The organism is Ruegeria sp. (assembly GCF_040830605.1).
GTDB lineage: Bacteria > Pseudomonadota > Alphaproteobacteria > Rhodobacterales > Rhodobacteraceae > Ruegeria.
In genome coordinates, this window is the sequence record NZ_JBFOMD010000017.1 from 1 (window position 1) to 18,270 (window position 18,270).

The window sequence follows — 18,270 nt, forward strand, 5'->3', positions numbered from 1 at the left end:
CCCGGGGCGACCACGCCCCCCACAAAAGCGCGGTCGTGAGCCACCACGAAAAAGGTTGGGGCGGTGCCGAACCCCCCCACGACCAGGTCACCGCCGTATCGGTCAAAGGCGCCAGCGGTGTTGACCAGGCGGTCAGGCCCCACCTGCGTCCCCTCATCCACGCGCGGCTTGAACGGCAGCAGCGTCTCGGGCTTGCCCACCACCAGCGGGCGGCAGCCAAAGAAGCGGTCGGCAAAGACCCGCAGGTTGAACACCACGCGCGGCACAGTGGACGAAATGATCACATCGGTAATGTTCGCCTCGATCCCATAATGCTTCACCAGCGTCGAATACCAGGTGAAATATGCATCCGCAGTACGCGCATGATGGGTTGAGGTGCGCAGGGTGCATAGGAATTTCTCCCCGTCCCAGATCGAGAACACCGTGTTGGTGTTGCCGCAGTCGATGGCCAGAAGCATCTGCGTCCCCTCAGAAATACACATCCGCCGCGGGAATGCCGACGCGGCCCTTGGCGGTGTTTAGGACAAGGTTACCGCCCGCGTCCACCGTTTCGAAGGTGCCGACGGTTTCCGACGCTGCGGTACGGGCGGTGATGACCTCTCCCAATCGCGCCGCGCGGGCCAGCCAAGCCGTGCGGATCGGCTCGAACCCGTAGGTGGTGAACTGGGTTTCGTAGCGGGCGTAGGCCGTGGCCAGTTCGGTCAGGAAATCCTCCGGCCCCACCTGCGCGCCGATTTCCGAGAACAGCGAGACCGGGCGTACCGCCCCCGGTTCGACCGCGTCCGCCCCCGGCGCCTCGGCCAGGTTGACGCCGATACCGATGGCCAGATGCGTCACGCCATTTCCCTGCCCGGTGCTTTCCAGCAGGATACCCGCCAGCTTGCCGCCGTTCAGCAACACGTCGTTGGGCCATTTCAACGCCAGCCCGGCAGCGCGGCCCGTGACCGCGACACAGGCATCGAACAGCGCCAGCGCCGCCACGAAGCTACGCAGCGCCGCCTGTTCAGGCGACCCATTGGGACGCAGCAGCAGCGTAGCCGCCAGATTACCTTTGGGATGCGCCCAGGCCCGGCCCCGGCGTCCACGCGCCGCCGTCTGGCGATGCGCCATGATCCAGAGTGGCCCCGGCGCGGTGGGCGCGATCCGGGCAGCCTCGTTGAGGGTGCTGTCCACCTCTTGCAGGACATGCAGCCCGTATTCGTGCGGCCATTCGCTCATGGCAAAAAGACCCGGTCCTGCGACCGAGCCCTCCTGCATTGGTGCTGTCCGGGATCAGTTGACAAGCGTTGCCGCCGCAGCTGCCGCTGCGCCTTCGACACCGAACTGATAGAACACGCCGATCAGCATCAGCGCCGCCGAACCCATCAGCGCGCCCCACAGAACGGGGGACGAGCGGGTCTCGATCGGGTCCTCGTTCTCTTCCCCGAAATACATGTAGAACACGATCCGCAGGTAATAGAACGCACCGATGGCCGAGGCGATGGCCGAGGCGACGACCAGACCGGTCAGGCCCGCATCCACGCCCGCCTGCCAGACGCCGAACTTGGCAAAGAACCCCAGCATCGGCGGCACGCCCGCAAGGCTGAACATCAGGATCAGCACCGCCAGCGCCTTGCCCGGATCGCGGCGCGAATACTGGCGCAGCGCGTCGATATCGGTGACTGGCTGGCCATCCCGCTCCATCATCAGGATGAAGGCGAAGGTGCCCACATTCATGGTCACGTAAATCGCCAGATACATCAGCATCGACTTGACGCCCAGTTCGGTGCCCGCGGCAAGGCCGATCAGGGCATAGCCCATATGGGCAATCGACGAAAACGCCATTAGCCGCTTGATGTCGCGCTGCCCGATGGCGGCGATGGCGCCGAGGAACATCGACAGCACCGACAGAAGCACGATGACCTGCTGCCAGTCGGCCACGGCGGCGCCAAAGGCGTCATGCAGTACCCGGGCGAACAAACCCATGGCAGCTACTTTCGGCGCGGTTGCGAAGAAGGCGGTGATCGGCGTGGGCGAGCCCTCGTAGACGTCCGGCGTCCACATGTGGAACGGCACCGCCGAGACCTTGAAGGCCAGGCCCGAGATCAGGAAGATCAGGCCAAAGAGCAGACCCAGAGAGACCTCGCCCGCCTGCGCGGTCTGGATGATGCCGGAAAACAGCGTGGTGCCCGAGAAGCCATAGATCAGCGAGGCGCCATAGAGCAGCAGGCCTGAGCTGAGTGCGCCCAGCACAAAGTATTTCAGTCCGGCCTCGGTCGATTTCGCGCTGTCGCGACGCAGCGCCGCCACCACATAGAGCGCCAGCGATTGCAGTTCGAGCCCCATGTAAAGCGACATCAGGTCGCCGGCGCTAACCATCATCATCATGCCGACCGCAGACAGCGCCACCAGCAGAGGATATTCGAACCGCAGTAGACCCCGGCGGGTCATGTAGTCCTGGCTCATCAGCAGCACGGACGCCGCCGAGAGCAGGATCGCCACCTTGGCAAAGCGGGCAAAGCCATCATCGACGAACATGCCACCGAACGCCTCGCGCGTGCCGCCGCCCTGCGTGGCAATGCCGAAGGCCAGTAGCGCCATCAGCCCCGCCGTGGTCCAGACCAGCAGCGGCCCCAGCGCGTCCTTCGAGGTGTAGACCGCCCCGATCAGCGCCACCATCGCATAGATCGCCAGAATGATTTCCGGCAGGATTACAGTCAGATCAGCCTGGATCATGTCTCCAAAGCTCCCTTAATGCGAGGCGACCTGGGTCGCGGCCTCAGCCGCGGCCAGAGCCATGTCGTAATTCGAAATCAGCGCGGCGGTCGAGTTGCCGATCACATCGGTGACCAGCGACGGGTAGACGCCCAGAAGGATGGTCATCACGACCAGCGGGGCAAAGATCGCGCGTTCCCGGCTGCTCATGTCGGTGATCGACTTCAGGCTCTCCTTGATCAGATCGCCAAAGACCACGCGGCGGTAGAGCCACAGCGCGTAGGCCGCCGAGAAGATCACGCCCGAGGCAGCCACAGCGGTGACCCAGGTGTTGACCTGGAACGCGCCCATGAGGGTCAGGAATTCACCGACAAAGCCCGAGGTGCCAGGCAGACCGACATTGGCCATGGTGAACAGCATGAAAACCAGCGCATACGCGGGCATCCGGTTCACCAGACCGCCATAAGCCTCGATATCGCGGGTGTGCATCCGATCGTAGATCACGCCGACGATAAGGAAGAGTGCCGCCGAGATGAAACCGTGACTGAGCATCTGGAAGATGGCGCCGTCGATCCCCTGCTGGTTCGCCGCAAAGATACCCATGGTGACAAAACCCATGTGAGCCACCGAGGAATAGGCGATCAGCTTTTTCATATCCTCCTGCACCAGCGCCACCAGCGAGGTGTAGACCACCGCAATCGCGGACATCCACAACACCAGATCGGTCATCACCGCCGAGCCCACCGGGAACATCGGCAGCGAGAAGCGCAGGAAGCCATAGCCGCCCATCTTCAGCAGGATCGCGGCCAGTACCACCGACCCGGCGGTCGGCGCCTGGACGTGCGCGTCCGGCAGCCAGGTGTGGACCGGCCACATCGGCATCTTGACCGCGAAGCTGGCGAAGAAGGCGATGAACATCAGCGTCTGCATGCCGCCGACGATATAGACGCCCAGCACGCTGAAGCCTTGGGACGAGAACTGATGTGTCATCAGCGCCTCGATATCGGTGGTGCCCGCATCCGCATACATCGCCACCATCGCCACCAGCATCAGCACCGAGCCGAGGAAGGTGTAGAGGAAGAACTTGAAGCTCGCGTAGATCCGGTCCTTGCCGCCCCAGATGCCGATGATCAGGAACATCGGGATCAGACCGGCCTCGAAGAACAGGTAGAACAGCACCAGATCCAGCGCCATGAACACGCCCAGCATCAGCGTTTCCAGCAGCAGGAAGGCGATCATGTAGTCCTTGACGCGATCCGTGACCTGCCAGCTGGCCAGAATGGTCAGCGGCATGATGAAGGTGGTCAGCAAGATGAACAGGACGCTGATGCCGTCCACGCCCATCTTGTATTTCAGGCCCATCAGCCACTCACCCTCTTCCACCATCTGAAAGCCGGTGTTCGAGGGGTCAAAGCCCGTGTAGATGCCGATCGAGACCAGGAAGGTCACCGTGGTCGCAAACAGCGCCACCCATTTGGCATTGCGCTGTGCGGCGGCATCCTCACCCCGCAGGAACAGCGCCAGGATCAGCGCGGCCAGTGCGGGGATGAAGGTGACAATGGAGAGGATATTGTCCATCAGTGTGCGCCTCCGCCGATCGACATCCAGGTGACCAGGGCAGCGATCCCCAGAACCATCCAGAAGGCGTAAGTAAAGATGTAGCCCGACTGCGCCTTGCCTGCGAGGCGGGTGAAATAGGGAACGATGCCCATTGCTACTCCGTTCAGGAAGCCGTCGATTGTGTTGCCGTCGCCGCGTTTCCATAGGATCCGGCCAAGGGCCACGAAGGGTTTGACGAAAATCGCGTCATAGATCTCGTCAAAGTACCACTTGTTCTTGAGAAACAGGTAGAGGGGCCGCTGGTTCGCGGCCAGCCGCACCGGGAGCGATGGGTTCACGATGTAGAAGAGATAGGCCAGTCCAAAGCCCAGCACCATGGCGACGAAGGGCGAAACCTTGACCCATTTCGGTGCAGCATGCGCGTCATCCAGCACGGTGTTGTCGGGGCCCATGTAGATGCCGCCCTCGCCCGGCTTGCCGGCAAACACATAGTGATGTTCGCCCTCGGCCATGGCCTCGCCATGGCTGTCCTCAGCGGTGGCCTCACCATGACCGTCATCGGCGGTTGCGGCGGCGGTGTTCTCGCCATGCGCGCCGTCCTGCGCCTCATCATGATGTTCGGCGGCGGTGCCGTCGGCGACATGTTCGGCATGGGTGTCGGCGTCGTGCCCTTCGGCATGTGCTTCGGCAACCGGGATGCCGTAAAACTTGCCCACCTTGTCGGTGTGGCCGAAGAACTGGCCATACCAGATCATGCCCGCAAAGATCGCGCCCAGCGACAGCACGCCCAACGGCACCAGCATGGACATCGGGCTTTCATGCGCGTGCTCATGCGTGTGCTTGTCGCCCCGCTCTTCGCCGTAGAAGGTCAGGAAGATCAGGCGCCAGGAATAGAACGAGGTCATGGCAGCGGCGATAACCAGCAGCCAGAATCCATAGCTCGATCCGCCCGCGTAGGCGCTTTCGATGATGGCGTCCTTGCTGAGGAACCCGGCAAAGCCGATGGTGGTCAGCGGGATGCCGACACCGGTGATGGCCAGCGTGCCGATCATCATCGCCCAGAAGGTATAGGGGATCTTTTTCCGCAGCGCGCCATAGTTCATCATGTCCTGCTCATGGTGCATCGCATGGATGACCGAACCGGCGCCAAGGAACAGAAGCGCCTTGAAGAATGCGTGCGTGAAGAGATGGAACATCGCCGCCGAATACATGCCCACACCGGCGGCCACGAACATATAGCCCAGCTGCGAACAGGTCGAATAGGCGATGACGCGCTTGATGTCGGTCTGCACTAGGCCAACGGTCGCGGCGAAGAACGCAGTTGAGGCGCCAAGCACGGTCACGAAGCCAGCAGCGCCCGGAGCGAATTCATAGAGCGGCGACATGCGGCAGACCAGGAACACGCCTGCGGTCACCATGGTCGCGGCGTGGATCAGTGCCGAGACCGGCGTCGGACCTTCCATCGCATCCGGCAGCCAGGTGTGCAGGATCAGCTGCGCCGACTTGCCCATGGCACCGATGAAGAGCAGCACGCAGACCAGCTCGATCGAACTCCACTCGCCCCACAGGAAGGTCAGCTGGCTTTCGGCCAGCGCGGGTGCTGCCTCAAACACGTCCGACAGGTTGATGCTGTCGGTCAGGAAGAACAGCGCGAAGATCCCCAGCGCAAAGCCGAAATCGCCCACGCGGTTGACGATGAACGCCTTGATCGCTGCGGCATTGGCCGAGGGTTTGCGGTAGTAGAAGCCGATCAGCAGGTACGAGGCGACGCCGACACCCTCCCAGCCAAAGAACATCTGCACCAGATTGTCCGAGGTCACCAGCATCAGCATCGCAAAGGTGAAGAAGCTGAGATAGGCGAAGAAACGCGGCTTATAGCTCTCGCCCTTGCGCCATTGCGGGTCGTGATCCATGTAACCGAAGGAATAGAGATGCACGAACGCCGAAACGGTCGTCACCACGATCAGCATGATGGCGGTCAGCCGGTCCAGACGGATCGCCCATGAGGTCGACAGCGAGCCGCTTTCGATCCAGCGCAGGATCTCGATCTGCTGGGTGTGGCCGTCAAAGGCGAAGAACACAATCCAGCTGAGCAGGCAGGCGAGGAACAGCAGGCCCGTGGCGGTCCACATGGCGGCTTTCTCGCCAATAAACTTCCAGCCGAACCCGCAGAGCAGCGCGCCCACCAGCGGGGCAAAGAGGATGGTTGTTTCCATGATCTCTTACCCCTTCATCATGTTGACGTCTTCCACCGCGATGGAACCGCGGTTGCGGAAGAAGCAGACCAGAATGGCAAGACCGATGGCGGCCTCGGCGGCGGCCACGGTCAGCACGAAGAGCGTGAATACCTGCCCCACCAGATCGCCAAGGAAGCTGGAGAACGCCACGAGGTTGATGTTCACCGCCAACAGCATCAGTTCGATGCTCATCAGCAGGATGATGACGTTCTTGCGGTTCAGGAAGAGACCGAAGATGCCGATGACGAACAGCGTCGCCGCGACCGTAAGATAGTGTTCAAGTCCGATCATCGTCTTATAGTCCCTGCCCCGGTTTCACGTCCTTGAGTTCCATCGCCTGCGCCGGGTCGCGCATCATCTGGCCGATGATATCCTGACGCTTGATGTCCTGACGGTGGCGCAGCGTCAGAACGATGGCGCCGATCATGGCCACCAGCAGGATCAGGCCCGCCAGCTGGAACAAAAGGAAGTATTGATCATAGAGGATAAGCCCCAGCGCCTCGGTGTTGTGGCGGTCCGCCGGGATTGGCTGGGCCAGTTGCCCCGCCGCGCCTTCCGCGGTTTCCCAGGCGCCGAAGGCCATAACGAACTGCATCAGGATCACCAGCCCGATCAGCAGCGCCAGCGGCATGTAGCGCGCCATCTCGGCCTTGAGCTCAGCAAAGTCCACGTCCAGCATCATCACCACGAACAGGAAAAGCACCGCGACCGCGCCGACATAGACGATGATCAGCAGCATCGCGACGAACTCGGCCCCCAGCAGCACGAACAGCCCCGCCGACGAGATGAAGGACAGGATCAGCCACAGCACCGAATGCACCGGCTGGCGGCTGATCACGGTGAACAGCCCCCCGGTGATGGCGCTGACGGCAAAGAGGTAAAAGGCAAATACGCTCATTGGTCATCGTCCCCTTTTTCGCCCATGGCCTCCTGCGCCAGTTCCAGCGCACGGGTCATGGCCGGGATGCCGGCAAAGACCGACATCTGACCGATCGTTTCCACGATCTCCTGTTTCTTGGCCCCCGCCTCGACGGCATGGCGCACGGTCTGGCGCACGGCGGTATCGGCCTGTGCGCCCTGGCAGGTCAGCCCGGCCAGCGTCAGCAGCAACCGGGTCTTGGCATCCAAACCGTCGGTGTTGACGGCGTTGCCGAACATCATCTCCATGACCTCTTTGGGCATGGTCGGCCACAGCGCCTCGAACCCCTTGGGCGAGAAGTTCTCGAGCCCCGGGTTAAACGCTTTGGCCATGTCATGGGCCTGCTTGAGCATCTGCTCAAATGGGTTTTTGGCCGTCTCACTCATCTGTACGGCGCGTCCAGTTCGAGGTTGCGGGCGATCTCGGCCTCCCAGCGCTCGCCGTTCTCAAGCAGCTTGGCCTTGTCATAGAACAGCTCTTCTCGGGTTTCCGTGGCGAATTCGAAATTGGGGCCTTCGACGATGGCATCGACCGGGCAGGCCTCTTGGCAGAAGCCACAATAGATGCACTTGGTCATGTCGATGTCATAGCGCGTGGTGCGGCGCGAGCCGTCCTCACGCGGTTCGGCGTCGATGGTGATGGCTTGGGCGGGGCAGATCGCCTCGCACAGTTTGCAGGCGATGCAGCGTTCCTCTCCGTTCGGGTAACGGCGCAGCGCGTGTTCACCGCGAAAGCGCGGGCTGAGCGGGCCTTTTTCGTGCGGATAGTTCACGGTGGCCTTGGGGGCGAAGAAGTACTTCAGCCCCAGCTTCATGCCGACCCAGAAGTCCTGAAGCAGGAAGTATTTGGCCGCGCGGGTGTAGTCGATATTTGCCATTGTCAGCCTCCTACGCTCCACCGGGCGAAGGCGCCCCAGAACCAGTCGAATTTCGCCGCGAAGGCCACGAAGACCACCCAGCCCAGCGAGAACGGCAGGAAGACCTTCCAACCCAGCCGCATCAGCTGGTCATAGCGGTAGCGTGGGGTGATCGCCTTCACCATCGCGAAGATGAAGAAGAAGAACGCCATCTTGGCGACCATCCACAGCACGCCGTCGGGCAGGCCCGGGATCGGCGACAGCCACCCGCCGAAGAACAGGAGCGACGTCAGCGCGCACATCAGGAAGATGGCGATGTATTCACCGGCCATGAACAGCAGGAAGGGCGTGGCCGAGTATTCCACCTGATAGCCCGCGACCAGCTCGGATTCCGCTTCTGGAAGGTCGAAGGGCGGCCGGTTGGTTTCCGCCAGCGCCGAGATGAAAAATAGGAACACCATCGGGAAATGCGGCAGCCAGTACCAACTGAAGAAGCCGAAACGGCCATCCTGTGCCTCGACGATGTCGCCGAAATTCATCGATCCGGTCGAGATGATCACACCGATGATGATCAGACCGATGGAGACCTCGTACGAGATCATCTGCGCGGCCGAGCGCAGCGAACCAAGAAAGGGGTACTTTGAGTTCGATGCCCAACCACCCATAATCACGCCATAAACTTCCAGTGAAGAAACGGCGAAGACATAGAGAATGGCGACGTTGATATCGGACAGCACCCAGCCGTCATTGAACGGGATCACCGCCCAGGCGATCATCGCCAGAACGAAGGAGGTCAGCGGCGCGAGGATGAACACGGTGCGGTCCGCCCCGGCGGGAATGACCACTTCCTTGACCACGTATTTCAGCGCATCCGCCACCGATTGCAGCAGGCCGTAGACGCCCACCACATTGGGGCCCCGGCGCATCTGGACCGCGGCCCAGATCTTGCGGTCGCCATAGACGAGGAAGAGCAGCGAGATCATCACAAAGGCAACAACTGCAAGCACTTGCGCCAGGATGATGATGGCTATGCCGCCTGGGGTGTTAAAGAATTCAGCCATTGGTCCTCACACCGTGGGTATTCCGTTTTCCGCGCAGGTTTCGACCTCAACGCGCGCGTCGATGATCTTCAACCCCTGCGGCTGGGCGGGCGAGATGGTGTAAACAGCATCTGCCGTCCATACGCCACCCTTTTCGTTCACATTCGTCCGCAAATGCCGGGCATAGCCAAAACCGTTGTCCAGCGCATATTGCGCGACCGCACATTGGGCATAGGCCACCACATCCTCACCCTGATCGGTGCCCGAGACCGAGACGTCCATCTGCACCAGATCGTCGTCCAGCGACACCGCCTCGGCCCCCAGATATTCCGGCGGCTCCCGCGTCTCTTCCGCGTCGGGTTGCTCGGCGCAGGCCGCCAGAGCCAAGGGGGATATGAGCGCCAGCCGGATCATTCTGCCGCAATCTTCTCCGCGTCGCGCGCCTTGGCCTGGGCCGACAGTTCGGCCATCAGTTGCGAGGCGCGCGCGATCGGGTTGGTCAGATAGAAATCCTTGACCGCAGTGCGGAAAGTGGCCTGGCCCAACGGCGCGGTATCAAGCGCCTGTACCTCATTCTCGATGACCTGATCGATCTTGGCCAGATGCGGCACCGCCTCAACCAATTTCTGGCGCAGTTGCGCGAGCGAGTCATAGGGCAGTGCCTCACCCAACTCCGCCGAGAGCGCACGCAGGATGGCCCAGTTCTCCTTGGCCTCGCCTGGGGCAAAACCGGCGCGCATGGCCAGTTGCGGGCGGCCTTCGGTGTTCACGAACAGGCCGTTTTCCTCGGTATAGGCCGCGCCCGGCAGGATCACATCGGCGCGGTGGGCGCCACGGTCGCCGTGGCTGCCTTGATAGATGACGAACGCGCCTTCGCCGATTTCGATCTCATCGGCGCCGAGATTGTAGATCACGTCCGCCTCGCTCACCGCATCCATGCCGCGTTCGTTGGTGGCGTCCACATCCATCGCGCCCACGCGTGAGGCGGCGGTGTGCAGGATCAGCAGGCCGCTTTCGGTGTTGGCGGCAATGGTCTGCGCAGCGGCCAGAACGGCGGCGCCGTCAGCCTCTTGCAGGGCGCCCTGCCCCACGATGACCAGTGAGCGCTTGGCCTTGATCTCATCGTCGCCGCCCATGTCCACGACTTGGTTCAGCGCGGCGCGGTCATCGCCCACATGGTAGTAGTCATAGGTCAGATCGGCGGCGGGCCCGACCAGCGCCACCTCGGCACCATGCGCCCAGGCCTTGCGGATGCGGGCGTTCAGCACCGGCGCCTCGTCGCGCGGGTTGGTGCCGATCAGCAGGATGCGTTCGGCGCTGTCGATATCCTCGATGGCGGCGGTCCCTGCATAGGCGCCGCGATTGCCCGCAGGCAGTTTGGCGCCATCGGTGCGGCATTCCACGACGCCGTCCTTGCCCTCAACCATCTGTTTCAGTGCAAATACGGCCTCGACCGGCGCCAGATCGCCGACGATCCCGGCCAGCTTTTCCGCGCCGTTGATCGCCTTGGCCGCTGCCGCCAGCGCCTCAGGCCACGTGGCCGGTTTCAGCTTGCCATCGACGCGCACATAGGGCTTGTCCAACCGCTGGCGGCGCAGGCCGTCCCAGACAAAGCGGGTCTTGTCGCTGATCCATTCCTCGTTCACGCCGTCATGGTTGCGCGGCAGAAAGCGCATCACTTCGCGACCCTTGGTATCCACGCGAATGTTCGAGCCAAGCGCGTCCATCACGTCGATGCTCTCGGTCTTGGTCAGTTCCCATGGGCGGGCGGTGAATGCATAGGGCTTGGAGGTCAGCGCCCCAACAGGGCACAGATCGATGATGTTGCCTTGCAGGTTCGAATCCAGCGTCTGGTTCAGATAGGACGTGATCTCGGCATCCTCGCCGCGCCCGGTTTGACCCATCTGAGTGATCCCGGCCACTTCGGTCGTAAAGCGCACGCAGCGGGTACAGCTGATGCAGCGCGTCATCGCAGTACCAACTAGCGGGCCGAGGTCGAGATCATCCACCGCCCGCTTGGCTTCCCTGAAGCGCGTGCCGGACAGACCATAAGCCATTGCCTGGTCCTGCAGATCACACTCCCCACCCTGATCGCAGATCGGGCAGTCGAGCGGGTGGTTGATGAGAAGAAACTCCATCACCCCTTCACGGGCTTTCTTGACCATGGGCGAGTTGGTCTTGACCACTGGCGGCTGCCCCTCGGGACCGGGGCGCAGATCGCGCACCTGCATCGCGCAGGAGGCCGCCGGTTTCGGCGGGCCGCCCACGACCTCGACCAGGCACATGCGGCAATTGCCCGCAATCGACAGACGCTCGTGATAGCAGAAGCGCGGCACCTCGACCCCGGCCTGTTCGCAGGCCTGGATCAGGGTCATCGCCCCGTCCACTTCGATCTCTTGTCCGTCGATATTGATCTTGCGAAGGTCAGACATGGCTTTCAGTTCGCCCTCAAATACACGCCGATCGCGCTGTTTCTTTTGATCTCCGCGCGTCCCAGCGCGCAGAAAGTTTCCGGTCTTTCGTATGTGACGCCTTTCTGCGCCAGATACGCCTCACCCTTGGCCCGCATCCGCGCCTTTTCCGCGTCCGATTCGACGTAAGCGCGGATCTCGGAGTCCGAATAACCCAGCGAATTTGCCTTGGACCGCAACCCCCACATCACCCCAATCGCCTTCATGCGCCGTCCCGCGATGACGTCGCATTGCTTGGAAATCTCGTTTGCGATGGCGATGTAGTAGAGTTCGTTGTCGATCTCCTTGACTTCGCGCAAGGGCGGTTTGGCCTGAGCCAGCGTGGGCGCAGTCAGCAGGAGCGACAGGGCAACGGTTTTGAGAACTGACATGACATATCCCTTCGATCTGGAAGCACCAGATCGAGGCGTTGCGGGCGCGTTATTCAATAACGAGAGGCCCGAAAGGCGGGGATATGCCGTAACAGATCTCATGGCCGCTGACAGGTTCCCGCAAAGGTCATCTTGTCATCGACGACACGCAGTTGCTCGGTGTCGGGTCCGGTTTTCCAGTCGATCTTGGACGTACCATAGTTTTCGATGCAGTATCGGGTGCCGGCATAACGCCCGGCCTCGCGCGCACCGTCGAGCGAGGCCGAAACCCCGTCGATCGACACAGTGAAGTCGGCGCGGCTGACCTTCTTGTCCACCACCTTGGCCTTGGTGCGGAAGGCGTGGCCATCAAAAAGAACCCGGTCCTTCTTGCGCTGAATAGAGCAGCCGGCGGTCACAGCCAATGCGCCAATCAGCCCGAGCATTATCGCGTGCTTGCGTGTCATTCCGTGCCCTCCCGCTCCGGCGGCCTGTTGGATATGCGAATCCTGCGTCATCGCGTTCACTCCGCCGCTACCGGCGCGCAGCCATGGCTGCGCCACATGGTGGCTTCTTTCACTTCGTTCCAGCCGAATGCATGGTCGCTGGGACCATGGGCCCGCAGGTGCTTCAGGCGTTCCAATGCCTCGCTCAACGTTGGCTTATGGCCCTTCGGCACCCACCACATGACGAAGTGCATCTCGCCCAGAAGTTCGAACCATTCCTGCCGACGCTCATAGAATTGCCGGTGGATGGTTCCCCAGACGAACCGTTCCAGGCTTGGCGTATCCTCCCAGACCGTGAGATTGGCCACGAATTGCGGATCGTCCCCGATATTGTTCTCGGTGTTGCCAGTCCCCGGCTCGCCTGAACCTTCCATCATCCAGATGAAACCCGGCATGCGCTTGCCCAGCCCGTTCACCCGGTCGAGCGCCTCCATGAACTCGGCCACGCGCGGATCGTCCGTCGGAGCCAGCAGGCGGCCGACATTCAGCTCGGCCAGGTGATATTCGTCCGGCTGAATCAAAACGCCGCCACCAATGCCATGAGGCCCAGAACCGCCATACACGCCCATCCCGCCACGTAGAAGATCGAGCGCACCCCGCCATGCGGATTGCCTGTGCCGCGCAGATGAATGATCAGCATCACGATGCGCGCCAGCAGCGCGAGCGAGGCCAGAAGGTTCACCCAGAACGGGCTGGCGCCGCCAAGGATTGCCGCCACTGTCACAGTCAGGAAAGCCGGCAGCGTTTCGCAGCCGTTCAGGTAGGCCCGATTGAGGCGATAGGCCTTGTCCGCGTAGTCCTGTTCGGGTGTAGCTCCCGGAGCCAGCCCCTTGCCCTGTTTGGCCAGCGCCGAGAATGGCGACATGGCCAAAACGATCAGCGTGAAGATCACCAGTGAGGCAATCGCGTGGGAATATGCGTCAAAGCCTTCCATCAATTCACTCCTTGATCAGAAATCGCCCGATCGTGTCATTCTTGCCCGCAACTTCCTGTGCAAAGGCACACATCTTGCTGGTATTTCTGGGCTCGACGCCCCGAGCACTCAGAACCGCTGCCGCCTGTTGTTCCAGCCAGGCGGTCTTTCCGTAAATCAAAAGCCGCCGCATCATGCGCTTGTTCAGCCCCTGTTCTGCCGCCATGTCGGACGCAGCCTGAACGAACTGCTGATAGTCCGAGCCACCGATCCGGCCGATCCCACTGCATGAGCTGCTGATCATGTCCGCCGCGAAAATCTGGCCGACCGCCTGGTCAAGCGCGGCCGTGCTGTCGGCAGACGCTGAGCCTGCACCCGCCGTGGCAGCGATGGCGGCAAGAGAGCGGATGGTATTTCTGGGACCATTGGTCATTCCGCCGCCATCGCTCCCATGCGGCCGGATTTCTGCGCCTTGATGCGGTCCTCGATCTCTTCGCGGAAGTTGCGGATCAGGCCCTGGATCGGCCAGGCCGCCGCGTCGCCAAGCGCGCAGATGGTGTGGCCTTCGACCTGTTTGGTGACATCGAACAGCATGTCGATCTCTTCGAGCTCGGCTTCGCCGCGCACCAGACGGTCCATCACTCGCATCATCCAGCCGGTGCCTTCCCGGCAGGGTGTGCACTGACCACAGCTTTCATGCTTGTAGAACTTCGACAGACGCCAGATCGCCTTGATGATATCGGTGGATTTGTCCATCACGATCACCGCAGCCGTGCCAAGGCCCGAGCCCAGCTCGCCGCGCAGATAGTCGAAATCCATGAGCGCGTCGCGCATGTTCTCACCTCGCACGCACGGCACGGACGAGCCGCCGGGGATCACCGCCAGCAGGTTGTCCCAGCCGCCGCGAATGCCACCGCAATGGGTCTCGATCAGATCTTCGAAGGAAATCGACATCGCTTCTTCGACCACGCAGGGATTGTTCACATGGCCCGAGATGCCAAACAGCTTGGTGCCCGCGTTGTTGGGACGGCCAAAGCCCACGAACCAGTCGGCGCCGCGCCGTAGGATGGTGGGTACTACGGCAATGGATTCCACGTTGTTCACCGTGGTTGGGCAGCCGTAAAGGCCCGCGCCTGCCGGGAACGGCGGCTTCATGCGCGGCATGCCCTTCTTGCCCTCAAGGCTTTCGATCAACGCGGTTTCCTCGCCGCAGATATAGGCGCCTGCGCCGTGGTGCAGGAACAGGTCGAAATCCCATCCCGAACCGGCAGCGTTCTTGCCCAGCAGCCCTGCATCATAGGCTTCGTCAATCGCGGCCTGAAGCGCCTCGCGCTCGCGGATGTATTCACCGCGGATGTAGATGTAGCAGGCATGCGCGTTCATCGCGAAGGAGGCGATCAGGCAGCCTTCGATCAGCGTGTGCGGATCGTGGCGCATGATCTCGCGGTCCTTGCAGGTGCCGGGCTCGGATTCGTCCGCGTTCACAACCAGATAGGCCGGGCGACCATCGCTTTCCTTGGGCATGAACGACCATTTCAGACCAGTGGGAAAGCCCGCGCCGCCGCGCCCGCGCAGACCTGAGTCCTTCATCGTCTGGATGATCCAGTCACGCCCCTTTTCGATCAGGCCAGCGGTGCCGTCCCAATGCCCGCGGGCCTGCGCGCCTTTCAGCGTGCGCTCGTGCATCCCGTAGATGTTGGTAAAGATCCGGTCCTGATCCTTCAGCATCGCTCGACTTACCTTTGGCTATCCTGACGCATGCGCCAGAGTTGAAAAATGTTGACCCCCGCATAGACGAACCCCGCCAGTGCGGCGAAGTCGAACAGCAGGGCATACCGGCCCGGCAGGCCGATGGCCGGACCGATGAACAGGGTCAGCGCAAGCCAGACCAGCATGGTCACCGCGATGACCAGTCCGATATGGCGGCCCTTGCGGGCTATGGCGTGTTCCTTGTCCGTGCTCATCGCTTTCGGTTCATCCCGGCGCCCGCAGATGCGGACGCCCTTTGTCTAACTCTCGGCCCCTATTTCTCGTAGGTGCCTTCATCCTTGGCGCGCTTGGCGAAATCGGTCTCTTCGCCCGCTGCCAGTTGTGCCGCCTGTTCGATCCAGCCATCACGCTCGATCCGGCCCTTGAACTTGAGCCGCGCATCGACCCAGGCCACATGTGCCGGGGTCCAGGCCGCGATCTGGTTGAAATGGTAAAAGCCCAGCTCGTTCAGGGTCTGCTCCAGCTTGGGACCCACCCCCTTGAGCAGTTTCAGATCATCCGCCCCGCCTTCACGCGCGGCTTGCAAGGTGTCGGGCTGTTCCTGGGCGGTCACATCCGCCTTTTCAGCCGGTTTCACGGCAGGCTTGGCGGCCTTGGCCTCTTGGGCCTGTTTCACGGCAGGTTTCGGAGCCGCTGGCGCTGCTGGCGGTTTTTTTTCCGAGGCCTTCGTGCTGGCCGTCTTGCCGTCCTTGCCCAGCCACGGGGTCAGCAGTGGCACCTCGCTCCCGTCGATCCGCTTGACGGTATCGCCGATATCGGTGGCCAGTTGCACCGAGGCGTTGTACTGCGTCTTGCCACTTTCATACTCGGTCAGGCTGGTCAGCCCCTTGAGCGGCTCCGCGCCGTAGCGGCCATTCTGCGGGCCCGGCACCGGCACCTTGCCTGCGGTCAGATCGTCAATGATCCGGGCAAAACTCTCGGAGGTCAGATCCTCATAATAGTCCTTGCCGATCTGCGCCATCGGCGCGTTGGTGCAGGAACCGAGGCATTCCACCTCTTCCCAGCTCAACTTGCCGTCAGCGGACACCACATGCGGCTTGTCGGCGATTTTCTCGCGGCAGACCGCGATCAGGTCCTCGGCGCCGCAAATCATGCAGGATGTGGTACCACAAATCTGAATATGTGCAACGGAACCAACCGGTTGCAACTGAAACATGAAGTAGAAGGACGCCACCTCAAGCACGCGGATATAGGCCATGCCCAGCATGTCGGCGACGGATTCAATCGCCGGACGGCTCAGCCAGCCCTCCTGCTCCTGCGCGCGCCACAAGAGCGGGATAACCGCGCTGGCCTGACGGCCCTCGGGGTATTTGGTGATCTGCGCTTCGGCCCAGGCCTGATTGGCGGAGGTGAAGGCAAAGCTGTCGGGTTGTTCGGGATGCAGACGGCGCAGCATTTACTTTTCAAGCTCCTCAATCGGGATGCAGACCACGCGGTCTGCAGCCTGCTTCAACTCGCCGCTCGCGGCAAAAGCCTGAAAGTCCTCGTCACTGACATCGAAGCGGCAGATGAATGTTCCCATGGACTCCCCTTCCAGCAACACCACACCGGGCCGGACGGTCGTGTATCCGATCGTATCGGTCACCAGATCGCTGATATCAGGCTGGGTGCCTGCAAAAGCGGGAAGCCCCGCAACGGAGAGAGCACACAGAGTAAAAAGGCGGTTCATCGGTCGATCTCTCCAAAAACGACGTCCATGGTGCCGATGATGGCGGCGACGTCGGCCAGTTGGTGACCCTTGGCAACGTGGTCCATGGCTTGCAGGTGCAGATAACCCGGCGCCCGCAGCTTGGCGCGGTAGGGTTTGTTGGTGCCGTCTGCGACCAGATAGACGCCGAACTCGCCCTTGGGCGCCTCGACGGCGGCATAGACCTCGCCCGCGGGCACGTGGAAGCCCTCGGTGTACAGCTTGAAGTGATGGATCAGGCTTTCCATCGAGGTTTTCATGTCCGAACGGCTCGGCGGGGTGATCTTGCCGCGTGCCAGCACGTCGCCGGGGCAATCGCGCAGCTTGGCGATGGCCTGCTGGATGATCGAGAGCGACTGGCGCATCTCTTCCATGCGGACCAGATAGCGGTCGTAGCAGTCGCCGTTCTTGCCAACGGGGATCTGGAACTCGAACTCATCATAGCATTCATAGGGCTGCGCCCGGCGCAGGTCCCAAGCCAGACCCGATCCGCGCACCATCACGCCCGAGAAGCCGTAGTTCAGGATGTCTTCCTCGGTCACCACGCCGATATCGGCGTTGCGCTGTTTGAAGATGCGGTTCTCGGTCAGCAGCCCGTCGATGTCGTCCAGAACAGCCGGGAATTCGTGGCTCCACGCTTCGATATCGTCCAGCAGTTCCGGTGGCAGGTCCTGATGCACACCGCCGGGACGGAAATAAGCCGCGTGCAGGCGGGCGCCGCAGGCGCGCTCGTAGAACACCATCAGCTTTTCACGCTCTTCAAAGCCCCAGAGCGGCGGGGTCAGGGCGCCCACGTCCATCGCCTGCGTGGTCACGTTCAGCAGGTGGTTCAGGATGCGGCCAATTTCAGAGTACAGCACCCGGATCAGCGAGGCCCGGCGCGGCACCTCAACCCCGGTCAGCTTTTCGATGGCCAGACACCAGGCATGTTCCTGATTCATCGGCGCCACATAATCCAGCCGGTCGAAATAGGGCAGGTTCTGCAGGTAGGTGCGGCTTTCCATCAGCTTTTCCGTGCCACGGTGCAGCAGGCCGATATGGGGGTCGCAGCGCTCGACGATCTCACCGTCCAGTTCCAGCACCAGACGCAACACGCCGTGGGCCGCAGGGTGCTGCGGGCCGAAGTTGATGTTGAAGTTGCGGATCTTCTGTTCGCCCGTCAGAGCGTCTTCGAAGCCCTTGCCGCCATCCATCATCGTGTCTCTCCTGTCCGGGCGCAGTGCCCGGCTTGTCATTCGGTCCGGCCCCGGGGCCGGTGCTCAGGGTC

The 18,270-nt window shown here is 62.1% G+C and carries 22 protein-coding genes; all 22 read right to left on the reverse strand.

Annotated elements, in window-relative coordinates; translation table 11 throughout:
* Nucleotides 1–458: type III pantothenate kinase (locus tag AB3N21_RS20550; RefSeq protein WP_367936958.1), on the reverse strand; the 458-nt coding region annotated here is incomplete at its 3' end.
* A gap of 10 nt (nucleotides 459–468) precedes the next feature.
* A complete protein-coding gene (locus AB3N21_RS20555) occupies nucleotides 469–1,218 on the reverse strand; it encodes a biotin--[acetyl-CoA-carboxylase] ligase (RefSeq protein ID WP_367937045.1) in 750 nt (249 codons plus the stop codon).
* 54 nt (nucleotides 1,219–1,272) lie between these two features.
* Complete coding sequence (gene nuoN / locus AB3N21_RS20560) at nucleotides 1,273–2,715, reverse strand: NADH-quinone oxidoreductase subunit NuoN (RefSeq protein ID WP_367936959.1); 1,443 nt, start codon at nucleotides 2,713–2,715, stop codon at nucleotides 1,273–1,275.
* A gap of 15 nt (nucleotides 2,716–2,730) precedes the next feature.
* Nucleotides 2,731–4,272 carry an NADH-quinone oxidoreductase subunit M gene (locus AB3N21_RS20565; RefSeq protein ID WP_367936960.1) on the reverse strand — a complete coding sequence of 514 codons (1,542 nt, stop codon included), beginning with the start codon at nucleotides 4,270–4,272 and terminating at the stop codon, nucleotides 2,731–2,733.
* Nucleotides 4,272–6,470, reverse strand: a complete 2,199-nt coding sequence (gene nuoL / locus AB3N21_RS20570; protein WP_367936961.1) for an NADH-quinone oxidoreductase subunit L — start codon at nucleotides 6,468–6,470, stop codon at nucleotides 4,272–4,274. The genes AB3N21_RS20565 and nuoL overlap by 1 nt, the downstream gene beginning before the upstream one ends.
* Before the next feature lie 6 nt (nucleotides 6,471–6,476).
* A complete protein-coding gene (nuoK, locus tag AB3N21_RS20575) occupies nucleotides 6,477–6,782 on the reverse strand; it encodes an NADH-quinone oxidoreductase subunit NuoK (RefSeq protein ID WP_050602759.1) in 306 nt (101 codons plus the stop codon).
* A gap of 4 nt (nucleotides 6,783–6,786) precedes the next feature.
* Nucleotides 6,787–7,389 carry an NADH-quinone oxidoreductase subunit J gene (locus AB3N21_RS20580; protein ID WP_367936962.1) on the reverse strand — a complete coding sequence of 201 codons (603 nt, stop codon included), beginning with the start codon at nucleotides 7,387–7,389 and terminating at the stop codon, nucleotides 6,787–6,789.
* Entirely contained in the window at nucleotides 7,386–7,796 is a 411-nt protein-coding gene (locus tag AB3N21_RS20585) for a carboxymuconolactone decarboxylase family protein (protein ID WP_367936963.1), read from the reverse strand. The genes AB3N21_RS20580 and AB3N21_RS20585 overlap by 4 nt, the downstream gene beginning before the upstream one ends.
* A complete protein-coding gene (gene nuoI / locus AB3N21_RS20590; protein ID WP_171178273.1) occupies nucleotides 7,793–8,287 on the reverse strand; it encodes an NADH-quinone oxidoreductase subunit NuoI in 495 nt (164 codons plus the stop codon). Before nuoI ends, AB3N21_RS20585 begins: the two co-directional genes overlap by 4 nt.
* Before the next feature lie 2 nt (nucleotides 8,288–8,289).
* The gene (gene nuoH, locus AB3N21_RS20595; protein ID WP_367936964.1) at nucleotides 8,290–9,327 is read right to left on the reverse strand and encodes an NADH-quinone oxidoreductase subunit NuoH; all 1,038 of its coding nucleotides are present in this window, start codon (nucleotides 9,325–9,327) and stop codon (nucleotides 8,290–8,292) included.
* Nucleotides 9,328–9,333: 6 nt separating this feature from the next.
* Nucleotides 9,334–9,720, reverse strand: a complete 387-nt coding sequence (locus AB3N21_RS20600; RefSeq protein ID WP_367936965.1) for a hypothetical protein — start codon at nucleotides 9,718–9,720, stop codon at nucleotides 9,334–9,336.
* A complete protein-coding gene (nuoG, locus tag AB3N21_RS20605) occupies nucleotides 9,717–11,738 on the reverse strand; it encodes an NADH-quinone oxidoreductase subunit NuoG (RefSeq protein ID WP_367936966.1) in 2,022 nt (673 codons plus the stop codon). Before nuoG ends, AB3N21_RS20600 begins: the two co-directional genes overlap by 4 nt.
* A 5-nt stretch (nucleotides 11,739–11,743) precedes the next feature.
* Entirely contained in the window at nucleotides 11,744–12,148 is a 405-nt protein-coding gene (locus AB3N21_RS20610; RefSeq protein WP_367936967.1) for a DUF5333 domain-containing protein, read from the reverse strand.
* A 98-nt stretch (nucleotides 12,149–12,246) separates the two neighbouring features.
* Nucleotides 12,247–12,594 (reverse strand): hypothetical protein, encoded by a 348-nt coding sequence (locus AB3N21_RS20615; RefSeq protein ID WP_367936968.1) that lies wholly within the window; start codon nucleotides 12,592–12,594, stop codon nucleotides 12,247–12,249.
* 56 nt (nucleotides 12,595–12,650) lie between these two features.
* The gene (locus AB3N21_RS20620) at nucleotides 12,651–13,154 is read right to left on the reverse strand and encodes a DUF3291 domain-containing protein (RefSeq protein ID WP_367936969.1); all 504 of its coding nucleotides are present in this window, start codon (nucleotides 13,152–13,154) and stop codon (nucleotides 12,651–12,653) included.
* Nucleotides 13,151–13,567, reverse strand: a complete 417-nt coding sequence (locus tag AB3N21_RS20625; RefSeq protein ID WP_367936970.1) for an MAPEG family protein — start codon at nucleotides 13,565–13,567, stop codon at nucleotides 13,151–13,153. The genes AB3N21_RS20620 and AB3N21_RS20625 overlap by 4 nt, the downstream gene beginning before the upstream one ends.
* A gap of 4 nt (nucleotides 13,568–13,571) precedes the next feature.
* Nucleotides 13,572–13,979, reverse strand: a complete 408-nt coding sequence (locus AB3N21_RS20630; RefSeq protein WP_367936971.1) for a DUF5333 family protein — start codon at nucleotides 13,977–13,979, stop codon at nucleotides 13,572–13,574.
* Nucleotides 13,976–15,274, reverse strand: a complete 1,299-nt coding sequence (nuoF, locus tag AB3N21_RS20635) for an NADH-quinone oxidoreductase subunit NuoF (protein WP_367936972.1) — start codon at nucleotides 15,272–15,274, stop codon at nucleotides 13,976–13,978. The genes AB3N21_RS20630 and nuoF overlap by 4 nt, the downstream gene beginning before the upstream one ends.
* Nucleotides 15,275–15,282: 8 nt before the next feature.
* Nucleotides 15,283–15,510, reverse strand: a complete 228-nt coding sequence (locus AB3N21_RS20640) for a DUF5337 domain-containing protein (protein WP_367936973.1) — start codon at nucleotides 15,508–15,510, stop codon at nucleotides 15,283–15,285.
* Nucleotides 15,511–15,569: 59 nt separating this feature from the next.
* Complete coding sequence (locus tag AB3N21_RS20645) at nucleotides 15,570–16,712, reverse strand: NADH-quinone oxidoreductase subunit E (RefSeq protein WP_367936974.1); 1,143 nt, start codon at nucleotides 16,710–16,712, stop codon at nucleotides 15,570–15,572.
* On the reverse strand, nucleotides 16,713–16,985 hold the full coding sequence (locus AB3N21_RS20650; protein WP_367936975.1) for a hypothetical protein: 273 nt from the start codon (nucleotides 16,983–16,985) through the stop codon (nucleotides 16,713–16,715).
* Nucleotides 16,982–18,196: an NADH-quinone oxidoreductase subunit D gene (locus tag AB3N21_RS20655; RefSeq protein WP_171178513.1), complete on the reverse strand. Its 1,215-nt coding sequence runs from the start codon at nucleotides 18,194–18,196 to the stop codon at nucleotides 16,982–16,984. Before AB3N21_RS20655 ends, AB3N21_RS20650 begins: the two co-directional genes overlap by 4 nt.
* Nucleotides 18,197–18,270: the final 74 nt, after the last annotated feature.

Bases quoted from the DNA above. Each gene is read 5' to 3' on its own strand.
- AB3N21_RS20555 (WP_367937045.1), bottom strand. From the start codon at position 1,218: ATGAGCGAATGGCCGCACGAATACGGGCTGCATGTCCTGCAAGAGGTG.
- nuoN (WP_367936959.1), bottom strand. From the start codon at position 2,715: ATGATCCAGGCTGATCTGACTGTAATCCTGCCGGAAATCATTCTGGCG.
- AB3N21_RS20565 (WP_367936960.1), bottom strand. From the start codon at position 4,272: ATGGACAATATCCTCTCCATTGTCACCTTCATCCCCGCACTGGCCGCG.
- nuoL (WP_367936961.1), bottom strand. From the start codon at position 6,470: ATGGAAACAACCATCCTCTTTGCCCCGCTGGTGGGCGCGCTGCTCTGC.
- nuoK (WP_050602759.1), bottom strand. From the start codon at position 6,782: ATGATCGGACTTGAACACTATCTTACGGTCGCGGCGACGCTGTTCGTC.
- AB3N21_RS20580 (WP_367936962.1), bottom strand. From the start codon at position 7,389: ATGAGCGTATTTGCCTTTTACCTCTTTGCCGTCAGCGCCATCACCGGG.
- AB3N21_RS20585 (WP_367936963.1), bottom strand. From the start codon at position 7,796: ATGAGTGAGACGGCCAAAAACCCATTTGAGCAGATGCTCAAGCAGGCC.
- nuoI (WP_171178273.1), bottom strand. From the start codon at position 8,287: ATGGCAAATATCGACTACACCCGCGCGGCCAAATACTTCCTGCTTCAG.
- nuoH (WP_367936964.1), bottom strand. From the start codon at position 9,327: ATGGCTGAATTCTTTAACACCCCAGGCGGCATAGCCATCATCATCCTG.
- AB3N21_RS20600 (WP_367936965.1), bottom strand. From the start codon at position 9,720: ATGATCCGGCTGGCGCTCATATCCCCCTTGGCTCTGGCGGCCTGCGCC.
- nuoG (WP_367936966.1), bottom strand. From the start codon at position 11,738: ATGTCTGACCTTCGCAAGATCAATATCGACGGACAAGAGATCGAAGTG.
- AB3N21_RS20610 (WP_367936967.1), bottom strand. From the start codon at position 12,148: ATGTCAGTTCTCAAAACCGTTGCCCTGTCGCTCCTGCTGACTGCGCCC.
- AB3N21_RS20615 (WP_367936968.1), bottom strand. From the start codon at position 12,594: ATGACACGCAAGCACGCGATAATGCTCGGGCTGATTGGCGCATTGGCT.
- AB3N21_RS20625 (WP_367936970.1), bottom strand. From the start codon at position 13,567: ATGGAAGGCTTTGACGCATATTCCCACGCGATTGCCTCACTGGTGATC.
- AB3N21_RS20630 (WP_367936971.1), bottom strand. From the start codon at position 13,979: ATGACCAATGGTCCCAGAAATACCATCCGCTCTCTTGCCGCCATCGCT.
- nuoF (WP_367936972.1), bottom strand. From the start codon at position 15,274: ATGCTGAAGGATCAGGACCGGATCTTTACCAACATCTACGGGATGCAC.
- AB3N21_RS20640 (WP_367936973.1), bottom strand. From the start codon at position 15,510: ATGAGCACGGACAAGGAACACGCCATAGCCCGCAAGGGCCGCCATATC.
- AB3N21_RS20645 (WP_367936974.1), bottom strand. From the start codon at position 16,712: ATGCTGCGCCGTCTGCATCCCGAACAACCCGACAGCTTTGCCTTCACC.
- AB3N21_RS20650 (WP_367936975.1), bottom strand. From the start codon at position 16,985: ATGAACCGCCTTTTTACTCTGTGTGCTCTCTCCGTTGCGGGGCTTCCC.
- AB3N21_RS20655 (WP_171178513.1), bottom strand. From the start codon at position 18,196: ATGGATGGCGGCAAGGGCTTCGAAGACGCTCTGACGGGCGAACAGAAG.